The sequence below is a fragment of the Shewanella sp. 6_MG-2023 genome (assembly GCF_030547195.1).
GTDB lineage: Bacteria > Pseudomonadota > Gammaproteobacteria > Enterobacterales > Shewanellaceae > Shewanella.
Genome location: NZ_JAUOQU010000007.1, coordinates 102,228 through 123,092 on the forward strand (window position 1 = coordinate 102,228; position 20,865 = coordinate 123,092).

Genomic DNA, 20,865 nt, shown 5'->3' on the forward strand with positions numbered 1-20,865 from the left:
ACGTAACAATTTACGAAACCATTACCTAACTATCACCTTTAAATATGTTCTATTACAATTTAAGCGTTGATCTCCTACACTCCTTGAGTATCCTTAGCCGTAATTGTTGACTATAGGTGTTGTAGTTGTAGTATTTTTGACTATCAACAGTGATAAATTCGCGCAATTAATACTGTAAATGAAATCTTAAAAGTTTATTTGGCTAACTTAAATAGCGTTACACAGAATAGGTTATACAGACTGTATCGACTTGATAGTCCTTTGCTTTAATCTTCAATGTAAATCTTTGCTAGAGTTAATCTGTAAGCTTTACTGGTAAGTGAATACAAGTTGAATTTGTAATCTAGCGCGACTGAAATAGAGCCTTAACTCAGAGTATTTCAGTATTGAATTTTCCCGAAAGAGAGATGTATGAAGTATAAATTGTTGTTGCTTTCTTTATTGATGGCTTGCAGTGTCTTTTCATTAAAAGCCGAACCTATTCAGCAGGCAAACAAGCCTGATGTTGAAGTCATCTATGATGATCCTCGCGATCCCATAGAGGGATTTAACCGTGCCATGTGGGATTTTAATTACCACTATCTTGATCGTCATTTTTTCCGCCCTATAGCCCATGGATATAATGATTATTTGCCAACACCAGTAAAGTCTGGGGTTAATAATTTTGTGCGTAACTTTGAAGAACCAAGTTCGTTAGTGAATAACGCATTACAAGGTAAGTGGGGCTGGGCAGCCAATGCTGGTGGCCGATTTACCGTTAATACCACTCTAGGACTTTTTGGGGTGATTGATGTGGCAGACATGATGGGCATGACCCGCAAACAAGATGCCTTCAATGAAGTGTTAGGTTATTACGGCGTGCCAAACGGCCCTTATTTTATGGCGCCTTTTTTTGGTCCTTATGTGACAAGGGAACTCGCCTCAGATTGGGTTGATAGTCTATACTTTCCTTTGTCAGAGTTCTTGTTATGGCAGTCAGTCCTTAAGTGGGGCTTGAAAAACCTCGACTCACGAGCATCAGCCATCGATCAAGAACGTCTATTAGATAATGCACTTGATCCATACACATTTGTCAAAGAAGCCTATTTTCAATATATGGATTACAAAGTTTATGATGGCAACGTGCCAGTCAAACAAGATGATGATGAATTACTAGAAGAATATTTATTAGAGCTTGAGTGATATTGCTGAACGATGAGGCTTCTTCGACAGCAGTGCTATCGGGGGAGTTTTATGGCATTAACCAATGTCGCCGTGTTATTAGTTGAAGATGATGCAGTTTTTAGGCAGTTAGTCGCTGACTTTTTAACTCAGCAAGGCGCTGTGGTTTTTGAAGCAGAAAATGGTGAAGAGGGCGTCAAAGCCTTTCAAGCACAGCCTGTTGATATCGTCATTGCTGATTTAAGCATGCCACGCTTAGGGGGCCTTGGTATGCTTAAACAGATAATCGAGTTAAACCCTTCAGTCCCTTCAATTGTCATATCAGGTAATAATGTGATGGCTGATGTCGTGGAAGCTTTGCGCTATGGCGCCAGCGATTACTTAGTCAAACCCGTTTCTGATCTTTTTATCATCCAGCAAGCCATTGAACAAGCTATAGCGCCGCAGGCTCAGTCCGATAAGCTTGATTTTAATGACAGCCATGCAGTTATCAACTCTGCCGCTAAGATGAGCGAAGATTTATCATATCAAGAATTAGCTGATAACTTTAGCCTACTGGAAAGCAGTGCTGAAGCAGCTAAGAGTGTGCAGCAGCAATTGTTTCCTACCTCAAATATTGGTTACCCTAACGCCGATGTTCACTATAGCTTGTGTAAAAATAGTGATGTAAGTGCTTATTTTATCGATTCCACTATGGTGGGAGATAAGCATTTAATGATGTACATGGCGCATTTTTATCCTGAAGATAATCGCGCCGCATTCGGCTGTGTATTAATGCGAAGCTTTGTTAACCAAAAATTAAAACAATACCGTAATGGCGTCAGTAATACCTTAATCGAGCCTTACAATATGCTGAGCTACTTGAATGAGCGTATGGTGACTTCAGGCCTGAACTTGTATGTGGATATGGTGTATGTGTGTGTTGAGCTTGAACACTTCAGAGTTGCGATTGGCCAAGCTGGTAGCGGACTGCGTTGCTATTTACGTAATAATAACGGTTTAGCACCATTGGCGATTTCACCTTCACGACAACTAGGCTCAGATGAGTGGAATAAGCCTAGTATGCAGTTTAGGAGTTTACTGCCAGAAGAAAAGATCTGTATTGTCAGCAGTGATGCAAATCATCGAGCTCGATTACTGAATAACCAATTTAATGGCTTGTTCTATGATGAAGCGCTAGCCGCTGGCGGCTTTATGGAGTTAGCTCTTAAGCTGTAATAGATTAAATGCAAGCTGCCCACGTCATAAACACAGTATTGGATAAATAAAGCTGAAATAAAAAACCTCGCAAATGGCGAGGTTTTTTAATTCATGATGCACTAAAGCTAAGTATTAATGCTTTATTGCTTCATGTTCAGCGGTTACTGCAATTTCTTCAGTTAACGCTTGTTCTTCAGTTTCGTTGTGACCTTCAGCACCGTGCATCCAGCTAACTAACTTGTCTGCCATGAAGTAAAGAATAATACCTGAAATAGCAGAAGTAATCGCGATACCAGCGAAGATAGCCATTGCGTTTGCAAGTTGCTCTTCTTTGCCGCCGTCATGTCCAATAAATGAGCCAACTACGCCGCCAATTTTGTTCGCAATAGCGATAAATAGGAACCATGCGCCCATCATTAATGATGCAATACGCAGAGGAGCCAATTTAGTGACCATTGATAAACCAATTGGAGATAAACATAATTCACCCATGGTATGGAAGAAGTATGCACCGACTAACCACCACATGCTTGACTTAGCGTTTGCATCGCCACCCATTTCAAGTACTGCACCGATCATGAATAGGAAACCAATACCAAGTAACACTAGACCTAAGGCAAACTTAACAGGAGAGTTAGGCTCATTCTTACCAAGGCGTACCCAAATAGAAGCAATCACTGGTGCAAAAATAACAATGAACATAGCGTTAAGTGATTGGAACCAAGTGGTAGGTACTTCCCAGCCGCCAATCATTCTGTCGGTAAAGTCGTGGGTGAATAAGTTAAGTAAACCACCAGCTTGCTCAAAGCCCGCCCAGAAAATAATAGTAAATAGACCCATAACCATGATCACTTTAATGCGATCACGTTCAATTTTAGTCAGAGGTTCTTTACGAACATTACCTGCAGCGGCGTCTCTTTCTTTTTCAAGCTTTGCAGCAGGGTAACGGCCGATGTCACCAAGTAGCTTTTGAGAGAAGATAAACTGGATGATAAGTGAGAATATCATACCGATACCAGCACATAAGAAGCCCATTTGGAAGTTGCCATCATAGGCTGCAACAACAGAACCTACGATAATACCAGACAGGAATGCACCAACGTTAATACCCATATAGAAGATAGTAAATGCACCATCACGACGATGATCGCCTTCTTCGTATAAGTCACCAACCATGGTAGAAATATTTGGCTTAAATAGACCGTTACCAATAATAAGTGTACCTAGGCCAATATAGAACATCATTGTTTCTTGACCAGGGATCCAGCTATGAGGTAATGCTAATAGGAACTGACCCGCGGCCATTAAGGCGCCACCAATCATAATTGCTCTACGTTGACCTAAATAGGCATCGGCTAGCCATCCACCAATGAGTGGGGTTAAATATACAAGACCAGTAAAAGTACCATAAAGTGAAATTGCATCTGCTTGGGACCAACCTAAACCATGGCCGCCCTCTGTTTGTACTTTATCGACCAGATATAGCACCAAAATGGCACGCATAGCGTAATAACTGAATCTTTCCCATAGTTCTGTTGTAAACAGCAGGAAAAGCCCCTTGGGATGACCAAGCATGGTCCCCTGTGGTTTTGCATTGCTCATTAAGTCTTCCACCTTAAGCTTGTGATTTGCCTGTGCGACCACTGTCGCCACAGAAATTGTTGTTTGCAATTGTGATTATGTTCAACGTATTGATATTTTCAGAATTACATTCTGTCTCGTTTCAATTTAGTTGCTTTAAATCTAATCACTTTGTTGTTTATTTATTATAGTAAATGTTGTCATTTTAAAGTTTTAAGGATTAAAACCATAAAAAGCTACCCTTATATACATCTTATAAGCCGTAAAAGTCAATGGCCATGGGCGATCAGCGTTTGTAAATGTAAACGTTGAATCAGTTTTTAACCGCTTGCAAAGATACCTTTGTTGTTTTTTTGGTGCTAGTTGGCAAGCTTTTAGCTGGCAAATGCTATTAAAGTCACCATAACAACGGATAACAGAATTTGTGACGATTATTTAGTATGAGGTCGGTTAGCGGGCTGACAAATAGAATCTATACTTGTTTTAATTGTGTAAACGCTTTGCAAATTTTTAACAAGTATATAAAATGTAACTCATTGGATTTTAGTGTCAAAAAAACAATTTTTAGTTTTATTGAATATTAAGTGTCTGGCCATTGAGTGTAATTAACTGACTTTGATGGCGGAGGCAGGATCTTGTATCGACAACTTGTTTGTTTATGCAGCTTAGTTTTTAGCAGTTCAGTGCTTGCTTGGGTTGATAGTGATCTTGATGGCGTACCAGATAAAAAAGATGCCTGTCCCAATACACAGATTAATACAGCTGTACTTGCCAACGGTTGCCAGCAAAGTTTGGGCTTAGTGAGCGTCAGCCCGATATATTTTAATTTTGGCCAGTCTCGGGTGTTAAGGTCGCAATTACCCAGTATTGAGCGGGCGCACCAGCTCATTAAGGACAATAAGCTTGTCAGTATTTCTTTACTAGGTCACACCGACAACATTGGTAGTGAGCAATTAAACGCCAGTTTGTCAGTAAAAAGAGCCCAATCAGTTAAAGATATTTTGGTCGAGCAGTTTGCGATTGATGCCGATGTAATAGAAGTTAGTGGTATGGGGAGTTTGGCTCCCATATCAACAAATCGTACCGCGCTAGGTAGGCAAAAAAATAGACGCGTTGAATTCAAGTTTGAATAATTATTATTAATAAAGGGAGTAAACCATGGAAAGCATCGAGAGTTTGATGGCACAAGCGCCTGAATTTTTAATCACTTATGGATTAAAAGTTGTGATGGCCATTTTGATATTTATCGTAGGTAAATATCTATCTAACGTAGCTAAGAAATTAACTACAAAACTATTACTGGGCCGTAAAATTGATGAAACCGTAGCATCATTTGTCGGTAATTTGGTTTGGGGCGTGGTATTTGTATTTACGATTATCGCAACCTTAGGTCAAATTGGCGTACAAACAGCATCACTAGTCGCTGTATTGGGTGCTGCAGGTTTAGCTGTAGGTTTAGCGCTGCAAGGTTCATTGTCAAATTTTGCCGCAGGTGTGTTGATGGTTATCTTCCGCCCTTGTCGTGTAGGTGATTTTGTTGAAGCCGCTGGTGTAGCGGGAGTGATTGAAGAAATAACTATTTTCTCAACTAAACTTCGTACTGGCGATAACAAGACCATTATTGCTCCAAACTCAGCGATGATGGATGGCACTATTATTAATTACTCAACTAAAGAAACACGTCGAGTTGATTTAGTTATCGGTGTGGGTTACACCTCAGATATCGCAGCAACCAAGAAAGTTATCTCTTCTGTATTAGACAATAATCAATATGTTCTTAAAGATCCTGCATACACTGTTGCACTAGGTGAACTAGCAGATTGTTCTATTAACTTCGTGGTTCGTCCATGGGTTAACACTGCCGATTACTGGCCAGCTCATTTTGAGTTACTAGAACAGATTAAGAATGCGCTAGATGCTGCAGCTATTGAAATTCCATTCCCACAAATGGATTTACATTTAAAAGAAATGCCAGCTAAATAGCCTATTTAGTGCATTTTGTTCACAAAGCCAGCTATTATGCTGGCTTTTTTATGGCCATTTTATCGCAATGATTTCGTGAGGTTAAAAATGTACAATAATATTCTATCTTCAGTCGCAGTGGTTATTGCACTTACCTTGCCTAATGTCAGTGTTGGCAGTGAAGTGACGACAATTACTATGGGCGGTAAGCCGATGGCGTTAGTAGGCCAGCAATTAAGCGTTAATACTCAAGCGCCTGACTTTACCCTTGTTAATGAGATATTCGAGCCCATAAGCCTGGCTGACTTTAAAGGAAAAACCGTATTAATTAGTGCTGTGCCTAGCTTAGATACTGGGGTCTGTGCGTTGCAGACTAAGCGATTTAATAAATCAGTCAGTCAATACAACGACAATGTGGTGATGTTAACTATTAGCACCGATTTACCTTTTGCTCAAAAGCGTTTTTGTCAGGCAGAGCAAGTGGATAAAATAACAGTGCTATCAGATGCTGTATGGCGAGATTTTGGTCATAAATATGGTTTACTGATCAAAGACCGCGGTTTACTTGCGAGAGCTATTTTGATTATTGATACGAACGGAACACTCAAATATAAAGAACTTGTAGCTGAGGTGGCTAATCATCCAGATTACGACGCCGCATTATCGGCATTAAATAAAATTTCTGCCGACTAGCACAAGCTTAAGCACGAATAACTGGGGTAGAATAAGCTAATTTTACAGTACTAGAAACAGTACTCGCGCCAGTTTATTGAGAGTGGATATGATTGATTTTCGCAGTGATACGGTAACAAAACCCACAGATGCCATGCGTAAAGTCATGGCGAATGCCGAGGTTGGCGATGATGTTTATGGTGATGATCCCACGGTAAACCATTTACAAGATATGGCTGCTGACTTATATGGCTTTGATAGTGCTTTGTTTGTTAGTTCTGGTACTCAAGCTAATTTATTGGCCTTAATGGCACATTGTGAGCGAGGTGATGAGTACCTTTGTGGTCAACAGGCTCATAATTATAAATTTGAAGGTGGCGGGGCAGCAGTACTGGGCAGTATTCAACCGCAACCGTTAAACAATCAGCCAGACGGTTCAATTTTACTTGCAGATATTGAAGCTGCTATTAAGCCTAATGATATTCATTTTGCGCATACTCGTTTATTGAGCCTTGAAAATACCATTGGTGGTAAGGTGTTACCGCAGAAATACCTTGCTGATGCCCAAGCATTAGCCTTTAATCATAATTTAAAAATCCACTTAGATGGCGCGCGCGTAGCGAATGCTGCAGTGGCACAAAATATACCCATTAGTGAGATTACTCAGTATTTTGATTCGGTTTCAATTTGCTTATCAAAGGGCTTAGCTGCGCCAATAGGTTCAATATTGCTTGGGGATGAGCGCTTAATACAAAAAGCTATACGCTGGCGTAAAGTGCTCGGTGGCGGTATGAGGCAAGCGGGTATTATTGCAGCAGCAGCCCAATTGGCTATTACCGAGCAAGTGGATAGGTTGGCAGAAGATCATGATAATGCCGCGCTTTTAGCACAGCTGTTATCTGAAATGCCTGAGTTTTCAGTGGATATCAATTTAGTTCAAACTAATATGGTGTTTGCATCTTTAGATAAGGCATATGATGTCAAGCATCTCGCTTTACTATTGGCGCAAAAGGGCATCATTATCAGTCCGTCATCGTCATTACGCTTGGTGACCCACAAAGATATTAGCCGGCAGGATATTGTGACTTTTATCACTACCTTGAAGCAAATAATTGTCCAGCTGAATAATAAATAATCCAGATAAAACTGTCTTAGCTCAAATGTGGCACCCATAAATGAGCGCTCAATCAGTTATTGATTGTCTTTAAAAGCACTTCTGCCAAGAGGTGCTTTTTTTTGGTGCAAGCAAGTACTGAGGTTGTAATATTATGGCGCAGTTAAGAGACCATATTTAAATCATGGTTTTATCATTTTTAATTATTTCAACAGCTTGAAGAGTTGGCTTTAAAGTTGCTACCTATAAAGTGGTATAGTAATTCAAGGAGCAATATTATGGAATATTTAGGCCGTCATATTGTAAAACCAGTAAATTTAAATGCAGAACAAAGTCTATGTTGTGGCCAGCTACTGATGTGGCTTAATCAAGAAGCGTCGATATTTGCCCGCTGTCAAATGCACAGTAAGCAGCTAATGGCTAAGTTAGTGTCAGAAATTAATTTTATGAGTCCCGCTAAAATGGGTGATGTGATTGAGTTTGGTATGGAAGCCATTAGCTTAGGGCAAAGTTCTATTACATTAAGATGTAAAGTGAGAAATAGCCTTAGCAATGCACCGATCGCTTATATCGATAAAATTGTGTTTGTGAACATTAATGAAAGAGGTTTACCGATCCCTCATGGCATTAGAGCTAATGCCGCCTAAGGGGATGGTTTAATCATTGCGAGTACCGGTAAAGGTAAGTGTTTAGCAAACTAGCCCCAATAGAGTCGTTCACTGGCGTTAACCTTGCCAGCTTTAATTGATCTAAAGCTGGCAAGGTTAATGTTTTATCTTTATCAGTTAGCGCTTAAGCGCCTAATTCCACTTTAGTGTAATTTAAGATGCGGATGAATAATGCGGCTGATCCCTTTTGCCAGCATCATTAAGGTGCCTTTCACCACACCGTGCAGCTCAATTAAGTGACGACGATAAAGTGAGGTGTAAACAAAACGGGCAATTTTACCCTCAACCAAAACCCCGCCACCCATAAATGACATTAGGTTACCGACAGTGTGGAACTTCGACAGGTTCACCAGCGAACCTAAATCTTTGTAAACGTATTCATTTTTAGGATCTTTGCCAGCAAGCATCAACATAATGTTATCAGCTGTCATTAATGCCATTTGTCTTGCTGACTGGCCTCGTGGAGGTACCCAGCTGCCATCAGCTTGTGGGCAAGCTGCACAATCGCCAATAGAGAAGATTGAGGGATCTAGGGTGGTTTGCATATTTTGCTTCACCATCACTTGGTTAATATGATTACTTTCAAGACCACCAATATTATTTAAAAAGTTTGGTGCTTTAACACCTGTTGACCATATAACCATATCTGCAGGGATCAAGGTGTTATCTGTTGTCGATAAGCCTTCTGGTGTCACTTGTGTAATGCGGGTGTTTGTCATGACCTTCACTCCCAATTGCTTGAGTTCACGGGTCACTGAGTCAGAAATTTCTACTTTGCCGACTTTAGGTAAAATGCGCTCATCAGCTTCAATGAGGGAAACTTCCAGCAAACTGGTATCAATTTTATAGCCAAAGCCACTGAGTTGCTCTACCGCATGGTGCATTTCAGCCGACATTTCCACACCAGTCGCACCTGCACCTACCACAGCAATTTTAATTTTATCATCCAGTTGATGATGACTGGCATAGCGCATAAATTTATTTAATAACAGCTTACGAATTTGCATCGCTTGTTCAGTGTTATCTAAAAACAGGCTGTGCTCTTTGACGCCAGGAATATTAAAGTCATTGGCTACGCTGCCAATGGCAATCACTAAATAGTCATAAGGAATATGACGAGCGGGTAAGAGTTCATCCCCGTTTTCATCATTAATTGGCGCTAAAATAATATGTTTATCATCACGATTAATATCAATCATTGCACCTTGTTGAAAATGGTAACCATGTGCTGAGGCGTGGCCACGGTAGCTAATTGCATCAATGCCAATATCTAAGGCGCCAGTAGCCACTTCATGAAGCAGTGGTTTCCACACATGGCTTTCGGCACAATCCACGAGTGTGACTTTTGCTTTGGCTTTTCTACCAACTTTATGACCCAATTTAGTGGCGATTTCCATGCCACCTGCGCCGCCGCCAACGATGACGATATTCGGAACTGCTTGCATCTAAGATGCTCCTTTAGTGAAGTTAAAATAATTCGGTTATATTTTTATCGGTATGGCTTTAACGACAAGGAACAGAATCGACAAAATCTTATAAAAATTATGCGCTTTAGCGTTGCAAACTCACTTGTCATGTAAAGGTAGTCAGAGTAAAGCGAGTTAATTTATAAGATTAAAAAAGAATGCAGCATATCGAAGCGTTAAAAGGCAGTCGTAAAGCGTGTTAAAAATTATGAGAAGCAGTTTATATAGTAAACAAAGCTGGGATGTCTTAATAAGAGTGTGGAACTGTGAACTGATGGTTAACTAGTTTGGAATAGTGTTAACTGGATCACGTATTGGCTTTGGTAATATTTGAGATTGTCACCGAAAAACATAACAGCGTTTTTCGGTGATTCAGTAATCCTTGGAAACGTTACTGAGCTTTAGCAAGACGCTTGTTATAGTCTTCGACTAAATGGGCAATGATTTTCTCTGGATCTGCATCTTGGCAGCAATCATCGAGGAAGATCTTAAAGGTGACCATAGCGTGGGCATCATTTAACAGGCGATTGCTTTGCATTGAGTAATAAGTGTTGTCGGTGTCCGACTTTCTAACGACAAACTTTCCGCTTTCAAATGATTTTGAACCGGGTGCATTGTGCCATTTGGTGATGCGGTTTAGTGCAATTTCTGAGGATTGGTTGATTTCTATGTGGTTTAACCAGCTAGCTGTTTTATCTTTTTCTTTATAGTGAGGACATCTTACTGTGTAGTTATACACATGAGTGATTGCAGTCATAGCTTACCTACTTATTTAAGAATGTAACTTCATCATAGACCCCTATTTTAAGGCAGGTCAATGGTTATTTTGAGAAGTTAGACGCGGTTAACAGTTATGTGTGTAAGTGTATTATTTATTAAATAAAAGTATCAGTTTGTAGTTAGAATACTTAAGTGTGACTATTATTTTTAGCGCTGTGGCTGGCGCTATTTCAATAGCTTAATGGCAATTTTATTGGCCTTAAGCTGTGTTTTAGTCAGGTTGTTCTCTAGTAGAGAATGCCAGCCATTGACAGGCTTTATTCGCGGATCAGCTTGAGCCGCGAATATATGAAACTTACGGTTGTAACCTATAGTGCGTTAGTGAATATTTCACAAATCTCACCATGGGTCGCTTGTTTTGGGTTAGTGAGGCCACAGGCATCTTTTAACGCATTATCAGCCAATGTAGGGATGTCTTCTGGGTTAACTCCAAGTTCAGTTAAATTCGCTGGGATATTGACTGCAACAGACAAGGTTTTAATGGCTTCGATTGCAGCCGCTGCGCCTTGAGTATCATCTAATTGCGCCACATCTACACCCATTGCTTTAGCAATGTCTTTTAATTTACCTGGCACCACTTGCGCATTGTAAGCTTGTACATGCGGCAGTAATAGTGCATTACACACACCGTGTGGTAAATCATAAAAGCCGCCAAGTTGATGGGCCATCGCATGAACATAACCTAAGCTAGCATTATTAAATGCCATTCCCGCTAAGAATTGCGCGTAAGCCATTTGCTCACGAGCATTGATATCATCACCTTGTTCAACCGCATTAACCAAGTTAGCTTTAATCAGCTCGATGGCTTTAATTGCACAAGCATCGGTAATTGGGTTCGCAGCTGTTGATACATAAGCTTCCACCGCATGAGTTAATGCATCCATACCGGTTGCGGCTGTTAACGCCGCAGGTTTTTCAACCATGAGTTCAGGGTCATTTACTGACAAAATAGGGGTGGTGTTTTTATCGACAATCGCCATTTTAATATGACGTGACTCATCAGTAATAATACAGAAACGGGTCATCTCACTGGCTGTGCCAGCCGTAGTGTTAATTGCGACTAGCGGCATTTGTGGTCTTGTTGAAACATCTAAGCCTTCGTAGTCTTTGATGCTACCACCATTGGTCGCCACTAAAGCGATACCTTTAGCGCAATCATGTGGCGAGCCGCCACCTAACGAAATAACAAAATCACACTCGTTGGCATTAAGCATTGCTAAGCCTGCTTCAACATTTCCCATGGTTGGGTTAGGTTGTACGCCATCAAAGATAAATACTGCAATGCCATTGTCCATAAGCTTAGCCGCTACTTTATCAACTAAACCAATTTTTACTAACGGTGCATCAGTAACAATAAGTGCGCGCTTAAAGCCCAGTGTTTTGATGTCATTGATTGCTTCATTAACACTGTCTTGACCGAGAATATTTACGCTAGGAATGAAAAATTTAGTCGCCATGGGAAACCTCTTTAATGATTAAAATGAGTAAAGATAAAATTTTAATATGACGTTAAAGTAGCAACCAAATGCGCTGCAGTTTGTGATGAAAATCATATATTCATACTTGTTTTGTGCAGTTTTGTAGTTTTAATACCAAAAAGGGAGTTAGCGCCAATTTTACTGTTTAGCTTTGAACTTACGCATATTTGTACATAAAATAAAAATGCCTATAACTAAATTAGTTACAGGCATTTAAAGTCTGTTGAATCAGAAGACTTTAGGAGTTTATATTGTAGGACAATTTGTTTCCACAACACTGTTAATGACGATGTCAGTGACAGGTACATCGCTACTTGTGCTGGTAATGTTGATCTGATCTGCTACATCAAAGCCTTCAACTACTTGACCAAATACTGCGTATCCTGGTTTAGTACTATTTTGATAATCAAGATCAGTGTTATCTAGAGCATTAATGTAAAACTGTGATGTCGCAGAGTTCAAGTCATTTGTTCTTGCCATCGCAATCGTATAATGAGCATTTGTTAAGCCTAGATTGGTTTCAAGCTCAATAGGGTCATTACCAGGTTTTGCTACTAAGCCTGAAGTAAACCCTCCACCTTGAGACACAAAGTTATGAATCACTCGATGGAAAATGGTGCCATCATAAAATTGCTCATCCACGTAATTTTTGAAATTTTGCCCTGTAATTGGAGTGGTTGTTGTATCAATAGCTATGGTCATATCACCCAGTGTGGTAGACATTAAATAACAGATATCCATTTGAAGTTCTTTGTCTTCAACTGGTGGGGTCGGGTCTGGGTCTACTGGAGCTGGAGAGCTTGAATCTGAACTTCCGCCACAAGCGGATAAAGTGAGGGCGAATAGCAGAGGGTACAACAATTTCATTTTAGGCCTTTAGTATGTTTTGTTTTTGTTGGGCTTATGTTGCTTAAAGGGTGTAATGAAAGCAATAGGAAATAGTCAAAGATACAAACTGTTACTTAGCTATTGCTAAAGTCGGTAATTGAAACGAGCTCATTAAATGGGGAACGGGTTTATATGGGCTTGAATACATCGCTTAAATTAGCTAATGCCGTTACAATACCGCCATTATTGATACTGTAAATTAGAGAATAATATGAATTTTGATTCAGTAGGCTTATCACAACCGATTTTAGATGCGGTTAAAGCATGTGGTTATAGTGACATGACCCCAGTTCAACAAATTGTGATTCCATTAGCTATTGAAGGGAAGGACATATTAGCCAGTGCGCAAACCGGTACCGGTAAAACGGCTGCATTTGCCTTATCTTTACTGAATAGACTAGAACTTGATGTTGCAGAGCAACAAAACAAAACCGCTTGGCAGCGTTTACGAGTGCTGATCATGACCCCAACTCGTGAACTTGCTATCCAGATCGAGAAAAATTTAGTTAATTATTCCCAATTTCTGCCTTTTGAAAGCGTTGCTGTGTATGGCGGTGCAAACATCAATCCGCAGCGCAAAGCATTAACCAAAGGGGTCGATATTCTTGTTGCGACGCCAGGGCGTCTATTCGACATTATTGGCCAACATGATTTAGATTTATCGTTTGTAACGCAATTGGTTATCGATGAAGCAGATCGCATGTTGGACTTAGGTTTTGTTAAAGATATCGAAAAAGTGAAGCGGATGATCAATCGTCAACATCAAACCATGATGTTTTCAGCGACCTATTCTAATGATGTCAAAAGCTTAGCGGCAAAAATGCTCAAAAATGCCGAGTATGTGCATATATCGAATCAAAAACCTGCTGAAACGGTAACCCAATCGGTATATCAAGTAGATAAACGCCGTAAAGCAGAGTTACTGTCAGAGCTGATTGGCCGTAATAACTGGCAACAGGTGATGGTATTTACCAGCCTAAAAGAAACGGCTGAGCACTTACTTAAAGAGTTTAAGTTAGATGGTATTAAAGCTGCCGTATTTCATGGTGACAAAACTCAAGGCGCTCGCAACCGTGCTTTAGAAGAGTTTAAGACGGGTAAGCTGCGCGTCATGATAGCGACCGATCTCGCCGCAAGGGGTCTAGATATTGAAGCTTTACCATTAGTGATTAATTTTGAATTACCCCCAGAGCCTGAAGATTATGTTCACCGTATTGGCCGTACGGGCCGCGCAGGCTTAACCGGTCAGGCCATTTCATTGGTCGCACAAAATGAAATGGAGCTGTTAGAAGACATTGAAGCACTCATTAGCACCTCAATACCTGTGGTAGTGTTACCCGGTTATGAACTTGGCGCGCCATTACCGGCTCGATATAGAGAAGTCGATGCTGAAAAACCTAAAAAGCTGTTTAAACATAAACGCCAAGGTGGCAACCGAAATCGCGGCGGCGCAGCTAAAAGTGGCCCTGCTGGTAAAGGTAGTCGTGCTGATGGGAACGCTAAGCCGACTAGACAAGGCAAGTACGCTAAAAAATAATAATCACAATGCTTATTATTTACATGGGTTTAATTTAGTTATTTAGTGGAATTTATCAGGTGATCCGTAAACGCATTAATACTAACCTTATTACCGGCTTTTTAGGGGCAGGTAAAACCAGCTTAATTGTGTCGTTACTGGCAATCAAACCCAAGGGTGAAATTTGGGCTGTGCTAGTTAATGAGTTTGGCGAAGTGGGTATTGATGCGAGCCTGATAACTGGCTGCAACTCATCCGAACAAGTGGTCATAAAAGAAGTTGCTGGTGGCTGCTTATGTTGCGCTGCAGGCGTACCGATGCAAGTGGCGATTAATCAAATTATTCAAAAAGCTAAGCCAGATAGATTGTTAATTGAACCAACTGGACTTGGCCATCCTGCTGAAATACTCAAGGTACTGACCAATGAGTTTAATCAGCAAGTATTGCAGTTAAATCAAACCTTATGTGTGGTTGATGCGCGCAAGCTCAAAGACACTCGCTACACTGAAAATAGTAACTTTAATCAGCAAATAGACATTGCAGAAGTGATTTACGCCAGCAGGGCCGATTTATATCAGCAAGATGATTTTGCCTCTTTGTCAGCTTACTTAGCTAATGATAAAAAACTGTGTATTGCCTCTAACACAGCTGATGTGCTTAATCATGTTTATTGGGAGTTGATAAAGCCGCGAGCCATTAGTCTCAGCAGTTCAAGCACTCAAGCATCTTATTTAGCCAAGTCAGTGACCAAGCCTAGCCAATCACTGTTTGACTCAAATGCTGCTGTGGTTGATGAAGAGTTCAATGGCCAAGGTTTTATAACCAAGTTAAATCAAGCGCAAGGAGCGCATAGTATTGGCTGGATTTTTAGCGCCGAGCATTGTTTTGACTTTGATAAGTTAGTTGCCTGGTGTGACGGCTTACTTAATGAGGTGCTACGCATAAAAGCGGTAATGATCACAGAAGAAGGCATTGGCGCTTTTAATGCTGTCGATGGCAGGCTGTCGATTAACGAGCTTGATGAAGCCATGGACTCAAGATTAGAGATAATTAGCTTAAACCCGTTATCAGAGGCATTATTAACAGAGAAAATCCTCAATTGCTTGAGTGACATGGCTTAGACGGGCTAGATCACAGTGGTTGTTGTTAAATTTTTTCCTAAAACAACTGCTACTAAAGTAACAACAGTTACTAAAGCATCAGTTATTTTCAACCACTGCAGCTAACATTAGCCCTTAAAACAGTTTGCTGCCCCAGCCCAATTTAGCGCGCAAAACATCAAAGTAATTGTGGCCTTTAGGGTGGATCATTCTTAAATGATTATTGCTACGGCGAATAAAAATTTCATCCCCAGGCAACACAGCTAAATCAACGTGACCATCACAGCTGACTTCTAAGTTCTCGCCGTTATCCGGTGATACCACTAATTTTATGGTGCTACATGCATCCACCACAATAGGGCGAGACGATAGTGTATGAGGGAACATAGGCACTAAAATTAATGCTTGCAGGTTAGGGGTTAAAATTGAGCCGCCAGCAGACAAGGCATAAGCTGTTGAGCCCGTTGGGGTTGATACAATCATGCCATCGGCGCGTTGGCTATACATGAATTGCTCATCAATATAGACCTCAAACTGGATCATGTGCGCCACTTTACCCGGATGCAATACCGCTTCGTTAACCGCAGAGTTACTGGCTTTTAAAATCCCATGACGATGCACTTCAGCCTCTAGCAAAAAGCGGTTCTCTGTATCGTATTCGCCTTCAAGTACCTTAGAAAGTGATTCTTCAAAGTTATCGGGTGGTAAATCCGTTAAAAAACCAAGGTTGCCACGGTTAACCCCAATAACCCCAATGTCAAAGCGAGACAATACCCGCGCGGCGCCGAGCATATTACCGTCACCACCGACGACAATAGCGAGATCGCAGCGCTCACCTAATTCAGTTAAATCAACAGATTCCACTTCAACTTTTAACTCAGAAGCCACTCGCTCTTCGGCTAATATGTCGAAGCCTTGCATGGAAAGCCAATGATGCAAACGCTTTAAAGTGCGATTGGTACCTTGATGATGTGGCTTGCCAATGAGGCCGATTGTTTGAAACTTTTTAGTCATATTAGTATTTGATTTGCACAAAGGCTTGAAACGAAGAAAATGATCCCCATAATATGCCCATAGTAATCAGAAACAAAGCATTTTTAGCTGGAGTGAAAATGAGCAACGAGTCAAACAAAGTAGATCAAGAGATCATTGATGCAGAAGTCGTCAATGAAACGGAAACTGAAGTCGCAGCAGAAGAGGCCACCGAAGTTGATGCGTTAACTCAAGCTAACCTTAAAATTGAAGCATTAGAGCAACAACTTGCTGAAACTCAAGCAGCCTTAGCTGAGCGTAAAGATGTTGAAATTCGCGCCGCTGCTGAAACGGCAAACATCCGCGCTCGTGCAGCAAAAGATGTTGAAAAAGCCCGTGCCTTCGCATTAGAAAAGTTCGTGAATGAGCTTTTGCCTGTATTAGATAATATGGAACGTGCACTTGCTGGTGTTGATGCTGAAGATGAAGCAACTAAAGCGATTGCTGAAGGTGTTGAATTGACCATGAAAGGGTTAATGGCAGCAGTTGAGAAAAATGGCGTAGTGCTTGTTAATCCATTAGGTGAAGCATTTAATCCAAATCATCATCAAGCTATCGGTATGCAGCCAAGTGCAGAATACCCTAAAGATACCGTGATGCTAGTTATGCAAAAAGGTTACATCTTAAAAGACCGTGTACTTCGCCCTGCGATGGTTATGGTGTCTCAAGGTGGCGCAAGTGTTGATACACAAGCGTAATGCATAACAATTGAAAACTGACTTCTTGGTTTGCCAATCAATAAGCAAAGGGTTGGCAAAGCAATAGTTAGTAATCAAGCGTTAGTAATAAAGAGTTAATAAAAAGGACTGCCAATGCAGTCCTTTTTTGTGATTTTTAGTAGCGCCAATCAAATTGGCTTAACTCCCTGAGGCGGTTAACTTAAATAGTCTTGGATTTGGGCTAAAACACCCGCACCATCTAATTTAAGCTCTTGGATGATTTCATCCGGTCCACCATGCTTGATAAATTCATCAGGTAAGCCAATTTGCAGCACAGGCTTTAAGATTTTCATTTGATGCAGCGCTTCAATGACGCCGCTACCCGCACCGCCCATAATGGCATTTTCTTCAACGGTGACAATCACGTCATGACTATGAGCAAGCTCAGCGAGCAGGGTTAAATCTAATGGCTTAACAAAGCGCATATCGGCAACGGTGGCATCGAGCGTCTCAGCGGCTTCAAGCGCTGCAGCAAGAGTAGTACCAAAGTTAACAATGGCTACACGTTGCGTCTGCTGTTGGCTTTGACGTTTAACCAAGCCTTTACCAATCGCAATAGGAGTCATTTCTTCAGTTGGTTCAATACCTGTCGCACAACCACGAGGGTAGCGAACCGCCGTTGGGCCATCTTTATAGCGATAACCGGTATAGAGCATTTGGCGACATTCATCTTCATCAGATGGTGCCATAACGACCATATTGGGAACACAACGCAGGAAGCTTAAATCAAAAGCACCTTGGTGAGTTGGGCCATCAGCGCCAACAATACCACCGCGATCGATAGCAAATAACACAGGTAAGCGCTGTAGAGCTACATCGTGAATTAACTGATCGTAACCACGCTGCAAGAAAGTTGAATAGATAGCGACAACAGCTGAGTAGCCTTCACACGCAAAACCAGCACCTAAGGTGACCGCGTGTTGCTCAGCAATCGCGGCATCAAAATACTGGTTTGGAAAACGCTGTGAAAACTCAACCATGCCCGAGCCTTCACGCATGGCTGGTGTAATGGCGAGTAACTTGTCATCTTTTTCAGCAACATCACATAACCACTTACCGAAAATTTGCGAAAATGTCGGTGAACTTGGTTTTGTTTTCGGCTTTCTAAATTGAGTGTGGTCGAATTTAGGCACTGCATGCCAACCGATAGGATCTTTTTCAGCAGGCTCATATCCACGACCTTTTTTAGTCATGATATGCAGGATTTGCGGGCCCTTTAAATCGCGCATATTACGCAGGGTTTCAACTAATGAATCAACATCATGACCATCAATCGGGCCAATATAGTTAAAACCTAGTTCTTCAAATAAGGTTCCAGGTACGACCATACCTTTAAGGTGTTCTTCAGTACGCTTTGCCATTTCTTTAATGACAGGCATACCTTTGAGCACTTTTTTGCTGCTTTCACGAATGGTGGTGTAGAAGCGGCCTGACATTAGTTGGGCTAAATGGTTATTCAGTGCGCCGACATTTTCTGAGATAGACATTTCATTGTCATTTAACACCACTAACATGTCATTGTGCAGATCGCCTGCATGGTTCATGGCCTCAAACACCATACCGCCGGTCATCGCACCATCACCGATAACGGCCACGACTTTACGATTTTTCTGCTCTTTTTGGGCAGCCACAGCCATGGCTAATGCTGCACTAACAGAGGTACCAGAATGCCCGACACTAAAGGTGTCGTACTCACTTTCTTCACGCCATGGGAAAGGGTGTAAACCGTTCTTTTGACGAATGGTATGCATTCTGTCACGACGACCAGTGAGAATTTTATGGGGGTAAGCTTGGTGGCCTACATCCCATACTACGCGGTCAAAAGGCGTATTATAGACATAATGAAGTGCTACTGTTAATTCAACAGTACCAAGGCCTGAAGCAAAATGGCCACTTGAGTTACTGACTGATTTAAGCAAAAACTGTCTTAATTCATCGGATAACTGTGGCAGCATGCCTTGCGGCAGCTTTTTCAAATCGTCAGGGGTATTAGCTTGAGCTAATACCGGAAATTGAGAATTATCGAAACTCATATGGCGGTAAACTGTCTCTTTATATTCTTCGCGCAATGATATAGCGGGCGAAGTCTGCAATTAACTGGCTATTGTAGGTCAATTTTGCCAGCGCTGATAGTGCATCGTTAATTAGTTGCTCGGCGCATTCATTTGCACCCTTAAGCCCTAATAATTTAGGAAATGTGCTTTTATTGGACTCTTGATCACTGCCTTGGGGTTTACCTAATTCTTCAGTGCTGGCAATGATGTCTAAAATGTCATCTTGTACTTGAAAGGCTAAGCCAATATTGGCGGCAAAGTCTCTGATAATTTGTTGGTCTAGGCTTGATGCTGATGCCGCGATTAAGGCAAGTTCTGCAGCGCAGCTAATTAAGGCACCGGTTTTTTTATTATGTAACACGGTTAGCTGCTCAAGGTCTATACGCTTATTGGTGGCGCCTAGATCAATAGCTTGTCCGCCGCACATACCACTATAACCCGATGCTTTAGCTAAAGCGGTTACCATAGCAAGTTGCTGAGAGGCGCTAATGCTCTCATTAGGCTCGCAAATAAGTTCAAAGGCTAAGGTTTGCAGGGCATCGCCTGCAAGGATAGCGCTGGCTTCATCAAAAGCAATATGCACCGTTGGCTGGCCGCGGCGCAGGGCATCATCGTCCATGGCAGGTAAATCATCATGGATTAATGAGTAGGCATGAATACATTCGATAGCGGCTGCGGCGTGATCAAGCTGCTTTAAATCAGCACCTAACATTTCACCAATGCTATAAACCATAAAAGGTCGAATGCGTTTGCCGCCCAATAAGGCGCCGTGGGTCATTGCGGCTTTTAATATAGGGGCAGCGTCATCAAGCTGGGCAAGTTTAGTTGCTAAAACTTGGTTCACGCGTTGTTGGTATTGTTCAATTGACTGGGCTAACACACTTATTCGCCTTCAACGGTAAATGGGCTGAGGTTGGTATCGTCTTCATTTAATAAGATGGAAACTTTTTGTTGAGCCTGTTCTAGCTTAGATTGGCTCTGGCGCACTAGCTTAATGCCGCGCTCAAATTGTTTAAGGGCATTATCTAAAGTGACTTCACCTTGCTCAAGATCTGCAACAATGTTTTCAAGCTCCGATAAGGATTCTTCAAAACTTAGATTCTCAGGTTTTTTTGCCACAATTCTTATTCCTTCTATTATGCGGGGACAAGGTATATCAGGCCGCGCTAAGGGTCAAATTCAGTCGTTGTTTATTTGCTCAATAGCACGCTTTGTGACTGAATATTTATATAATTCATAAAATATTCCTAAACTTGGGCTAAGTTTGACCGATATAGATAATGAATACCAGTGTCAAGCGGTCGCTTTAAGCGAAGTTTGAAATCCATGGTAGTAATAATGGTAGTCGTAATAGCATTTTTTGATGCTTTTTTGATAAACCAGCCAATTAATCGATGAAAGTGTCACTGTATGAGTTTTTTTTGTTCGTTTGAACATTTGTCCCAATAGCTCAGAGTGTTACATTGGTATTCAT

The 20,865-nt window shown here is 41.3% G+C and carries 19 protein-coding genes; 10 read left to right on the plus strand and 9 right to left on the minus strand.

Annotated features, from left to right (window positions below; translation table 11 throughout):
• Window positions 1-444: 444 nt before the first annotated feature.
• A complete protein-coding gene (locus tag Q4533_RS06270) occupies window positions 445-1,182 on the plus strand; it encodes a VacJ family lipoprotein (protein ID WP_241901018.1) in 738 nt (245 codons plus the stop codon).
• A gap of 51 nt (window positions 1,183-1,233) precedes the next feature.
• Entirely contained in the window at window positions 1,234-2,379 is a 1,146-nt protein-coding gene (locus tag Q4533_RS06275) for a response regulator (protein ID WP_102439509.1), read from the plus strand.
• Between the two features lie 114 nt (window positions 2,380-2,493).
• On the opposite strand, the gene Q4533_RS06280 is transcribed toward Q4533_RS06275, so the two are convergent.
• Window positions 2,494-3,963, minus strand: coding sequence for a peptide MFS transporter (locus Q4533_RS06280; RefSeq protein ID WP_303413535.1), 1,470 nt, complete (start codon window positions 3,961-3,963; stop codon window positions 2,494-2,496).
• 614 nt (window positions 3,964-4,577) lie between these two features.
• Between Q4533_RS06280 and Q4533_RS06285 the strand changes: the two genes are divergently transcribed.
• The 5 genes from Q4533_RS06285 (at window position 4,578) to Q4533_RS06305 (ending at window position 8,337) form a co-directional block, all read left to right on the plus strand.
• A complete protein-coding gene (locus Q4533_RS06285) occupies window positions 4,578-5,075 on the plus strand; it encodes an OmpA family protein (protein ID WP_277869331.1) in 498 nt (165 codons plus the stop codon).
• A gap of 25 nt (window positions 5,076-5,100) precedes the next feature.
• Window positions 5,101-5,925 (plus strand): mechanosensitive ion channel family protein, encoded by an 825-nt coding sequence (locus Q4533_RS06290; protein WP_102439512.1) that lies wholly within the window; start codon window positions 5,101-5,103, stop codon window positions 5,923-5,925.
• A gap of 87 nt (window positions 5,926-6,012) precedes the next feature.
• On the plus strand, window positions 6,013-6,597 hold the full coding sequence (gene tpx / locus Q4533_RS06295) for a thiol peroxidase (protein WP_303502382.1): 585 nt from the start codon (window positions 6,013-6,015) through the stop codon (window positions 6,595-6,597).
• An 88-nt stretch (window positions 6,598-6,685) separates the two neighbouring features.
• The gene (ltaE, locus tag Q4533_RS06300) at window positions 6,686-7,711 is read left to right on the plus strand and encodes a low-specificity L-threonine aldolase (RefSeq protein WP_303502384.1); all 1,026 of its coding nucleotides are present in this window, start codon (window positions 6,686-6,688) and stop codon (window positions 7,709-7,711) included.
• A gap of 257 nt (window positions 7,712-7,968) precedes the next feature.
• Window positions 7,969-8,337: a hotdog domain-containing protein gene (locus Q4533_RS06305; RefSeq protein WP_076540291.1), complete on the plus strand. Its 369-nt coding sequence runs from the start codon at window positions 7,969-7,971 to the stop codon at window positions 8,335-8,337.
• Between the two features lie 164 nt (window positions 8,338-8,501).
• On the opposite strand, the gene Q4533_RS06310 is transcribed toward Q4533_RS06305, so the two are convergent.
• The 4 genes from Q4533_RS06310 to Q4533_RS06325 all read right to left on the minus strand — a co-directional run bounded on the left by Q4533_RS06310 (window position 8,502) and on the right by Q4533_RS06325 (window position 12,949).
• Entirely contained in the window at window positions 8,502-9,803 is a 1,302-nt protein-coding gene (locus tag Q4533_RS06310) for an NAD(P)/FAD-dependent oxidoreductase (RefSeq protein ID WP_102439514.1), read from the minus strand.
• Between the two features lie 412 nt (window positions 9,804-10,215).
• Complete coding sequence (locus Q4533_RS06315) at window positions 10,216-10,581, minus strand: cytoplasmic protein (RefSeq protein ID WP_102439515.1); 366 nt, start codon at window positions 10,579-10,581, stop codon at window positions 10,216-10,218.
• A gap of 331 nt (window positions 10,582-10,912) precedes the next feature.
• On the minus strand, window positions 10,913-12,061 hold the full coding sequence (yiaY, locus tag Q4533_RS06320) for an L-threonine dehydrogenase (RefSeq protein ID WP_102439516.1): 1,149 nt from the start codon (window positions 12,059-12,061) through the stop codon (window positions 10,913-10,915).
• A 267-nt stretch (window positions 12,062-12,328) separates the two neighbouring features.
• Window positions 12,329-12,949: a peptidylprolyl isomerase gene (locus Q4533_RS06325; protein WP_303502386.1), complete on the minus strand. Its 621-nt coding sequence runs from the start codon at window positions 12,947-12,949 to the stop codon at window positions 12,329-12,331.
• Between the two features lie 232 nt (window positions 12,950-13,181).
• On the opposite strand from Q4533_RS06325, the gene Q4533_RS06330 reads away from it, so the two are divergent.
• Together Q4533_RS06330 and Q4533_RS06335 are read left to right on the plus strand one after the other, a co-directional pair.
• Complete coding sequence (locus Q4533_RS06330) at window positions 13,182-14,507, plus strand: DEAD/DEAH box helicase (RefSeq protein ID WP_303502389.1); 1,326 nt, start codon at window positions 13,182-13,184, stop codon at window positions 14,505-14,507.
• A gap of 59 nt (window positions 14,508-14,566) precedes the next feature.
• Complete coding sequence (locus tag Q4533_RS06335; protein ID WP_303502392.1) at window positions 14,567-15,607, plus strand: GTP-binding protein; 1,041 nt, start codon at window positions 14,567-14,569, stop codon at window positions 15,605-15,607.
• A gap of 114 nt (window positions 15,608-15,721) precedes the next feature.
• On the opposite strand, the gene nadK is transcribed toward Q4533_RS06335, so the two are convergent.
• Window positions 15,722-16,600 carry an NAD(+) kinase gene (nadK, locus tag Q4533_RS06340; RefSeq protein ID WP_102439520.1) on the minus strand — a complete coding sequence of 293 codons (879 nt, stop codon included), beginning with the start codon at window positions 16,598-16,600 and terminating at the stop codon, window positions 15,722-15,724.
• A 98-nt stretch (window positions 16,601-16,698) separates the two neighbouring features.
• On the opposite strand from nadK, the gene grpE reads away from it, so the two are divergent.
• Entirely contained in the window at window positions 16,699-17,316 is a 618-nt protein-coding gene (gene grpE, locus Q4533_RS06345; RefSeq protein ID WP_076540307.1) for a nucleotide exchange factor GrpE, read from the plus strand.
• Window positions 17,317-17,492: 176 nt separating this feature from the next.
• Here the strand turns inward: grpE and dxs are convergent, their stop codons facing one another.
• From dxs to xseB, 3 genes are read right to left on the minus strand one after another with little or no spacing between them, the layout of a single operon-like run.
• Window positions 17,493-19,370, minus strand: coding sequence for a 1-deoxy-D-xylulose-5-phosphate synthase (gene dxs, locus Q4533_RS06350; protein WP_303413548.1), 1,878 nt, complete (start codon window positions 19,368-19,370; stop codon window positions 17,493-17,495).
• A gap of 19 nt (window positions 19,371-19,389) precedes the next feature.
• Window positions 19,390-20,271: a (2E,6E)-farnesyl diphosphate synthase gene (ispA, locus tag Q4533_RS06355; RefSeq protein ID WP_303502395.1), complete on the minus strand. Its 882-nt coding sequence runs from the start codon at window positions 20,269-20,271 to the stop codon at window positions 19,390-19,392.
• 2 nt (window positions 20,272-20,273) lie between these two features.
• Window positions 20,274-20,510 (minus strand): exodeoxyribonuclease VII small subunit, encoded by a 237-nt coding sequence (gene xseB, locus Q4533_RS06360; protein WP_076540313.1) that lies wholly within the window; start codon window positions 20,508-20,510, stop codon window positions 20,274-20,276.
• Window positions 20,511-20,865: the final 355 nt, after the last annotated feature.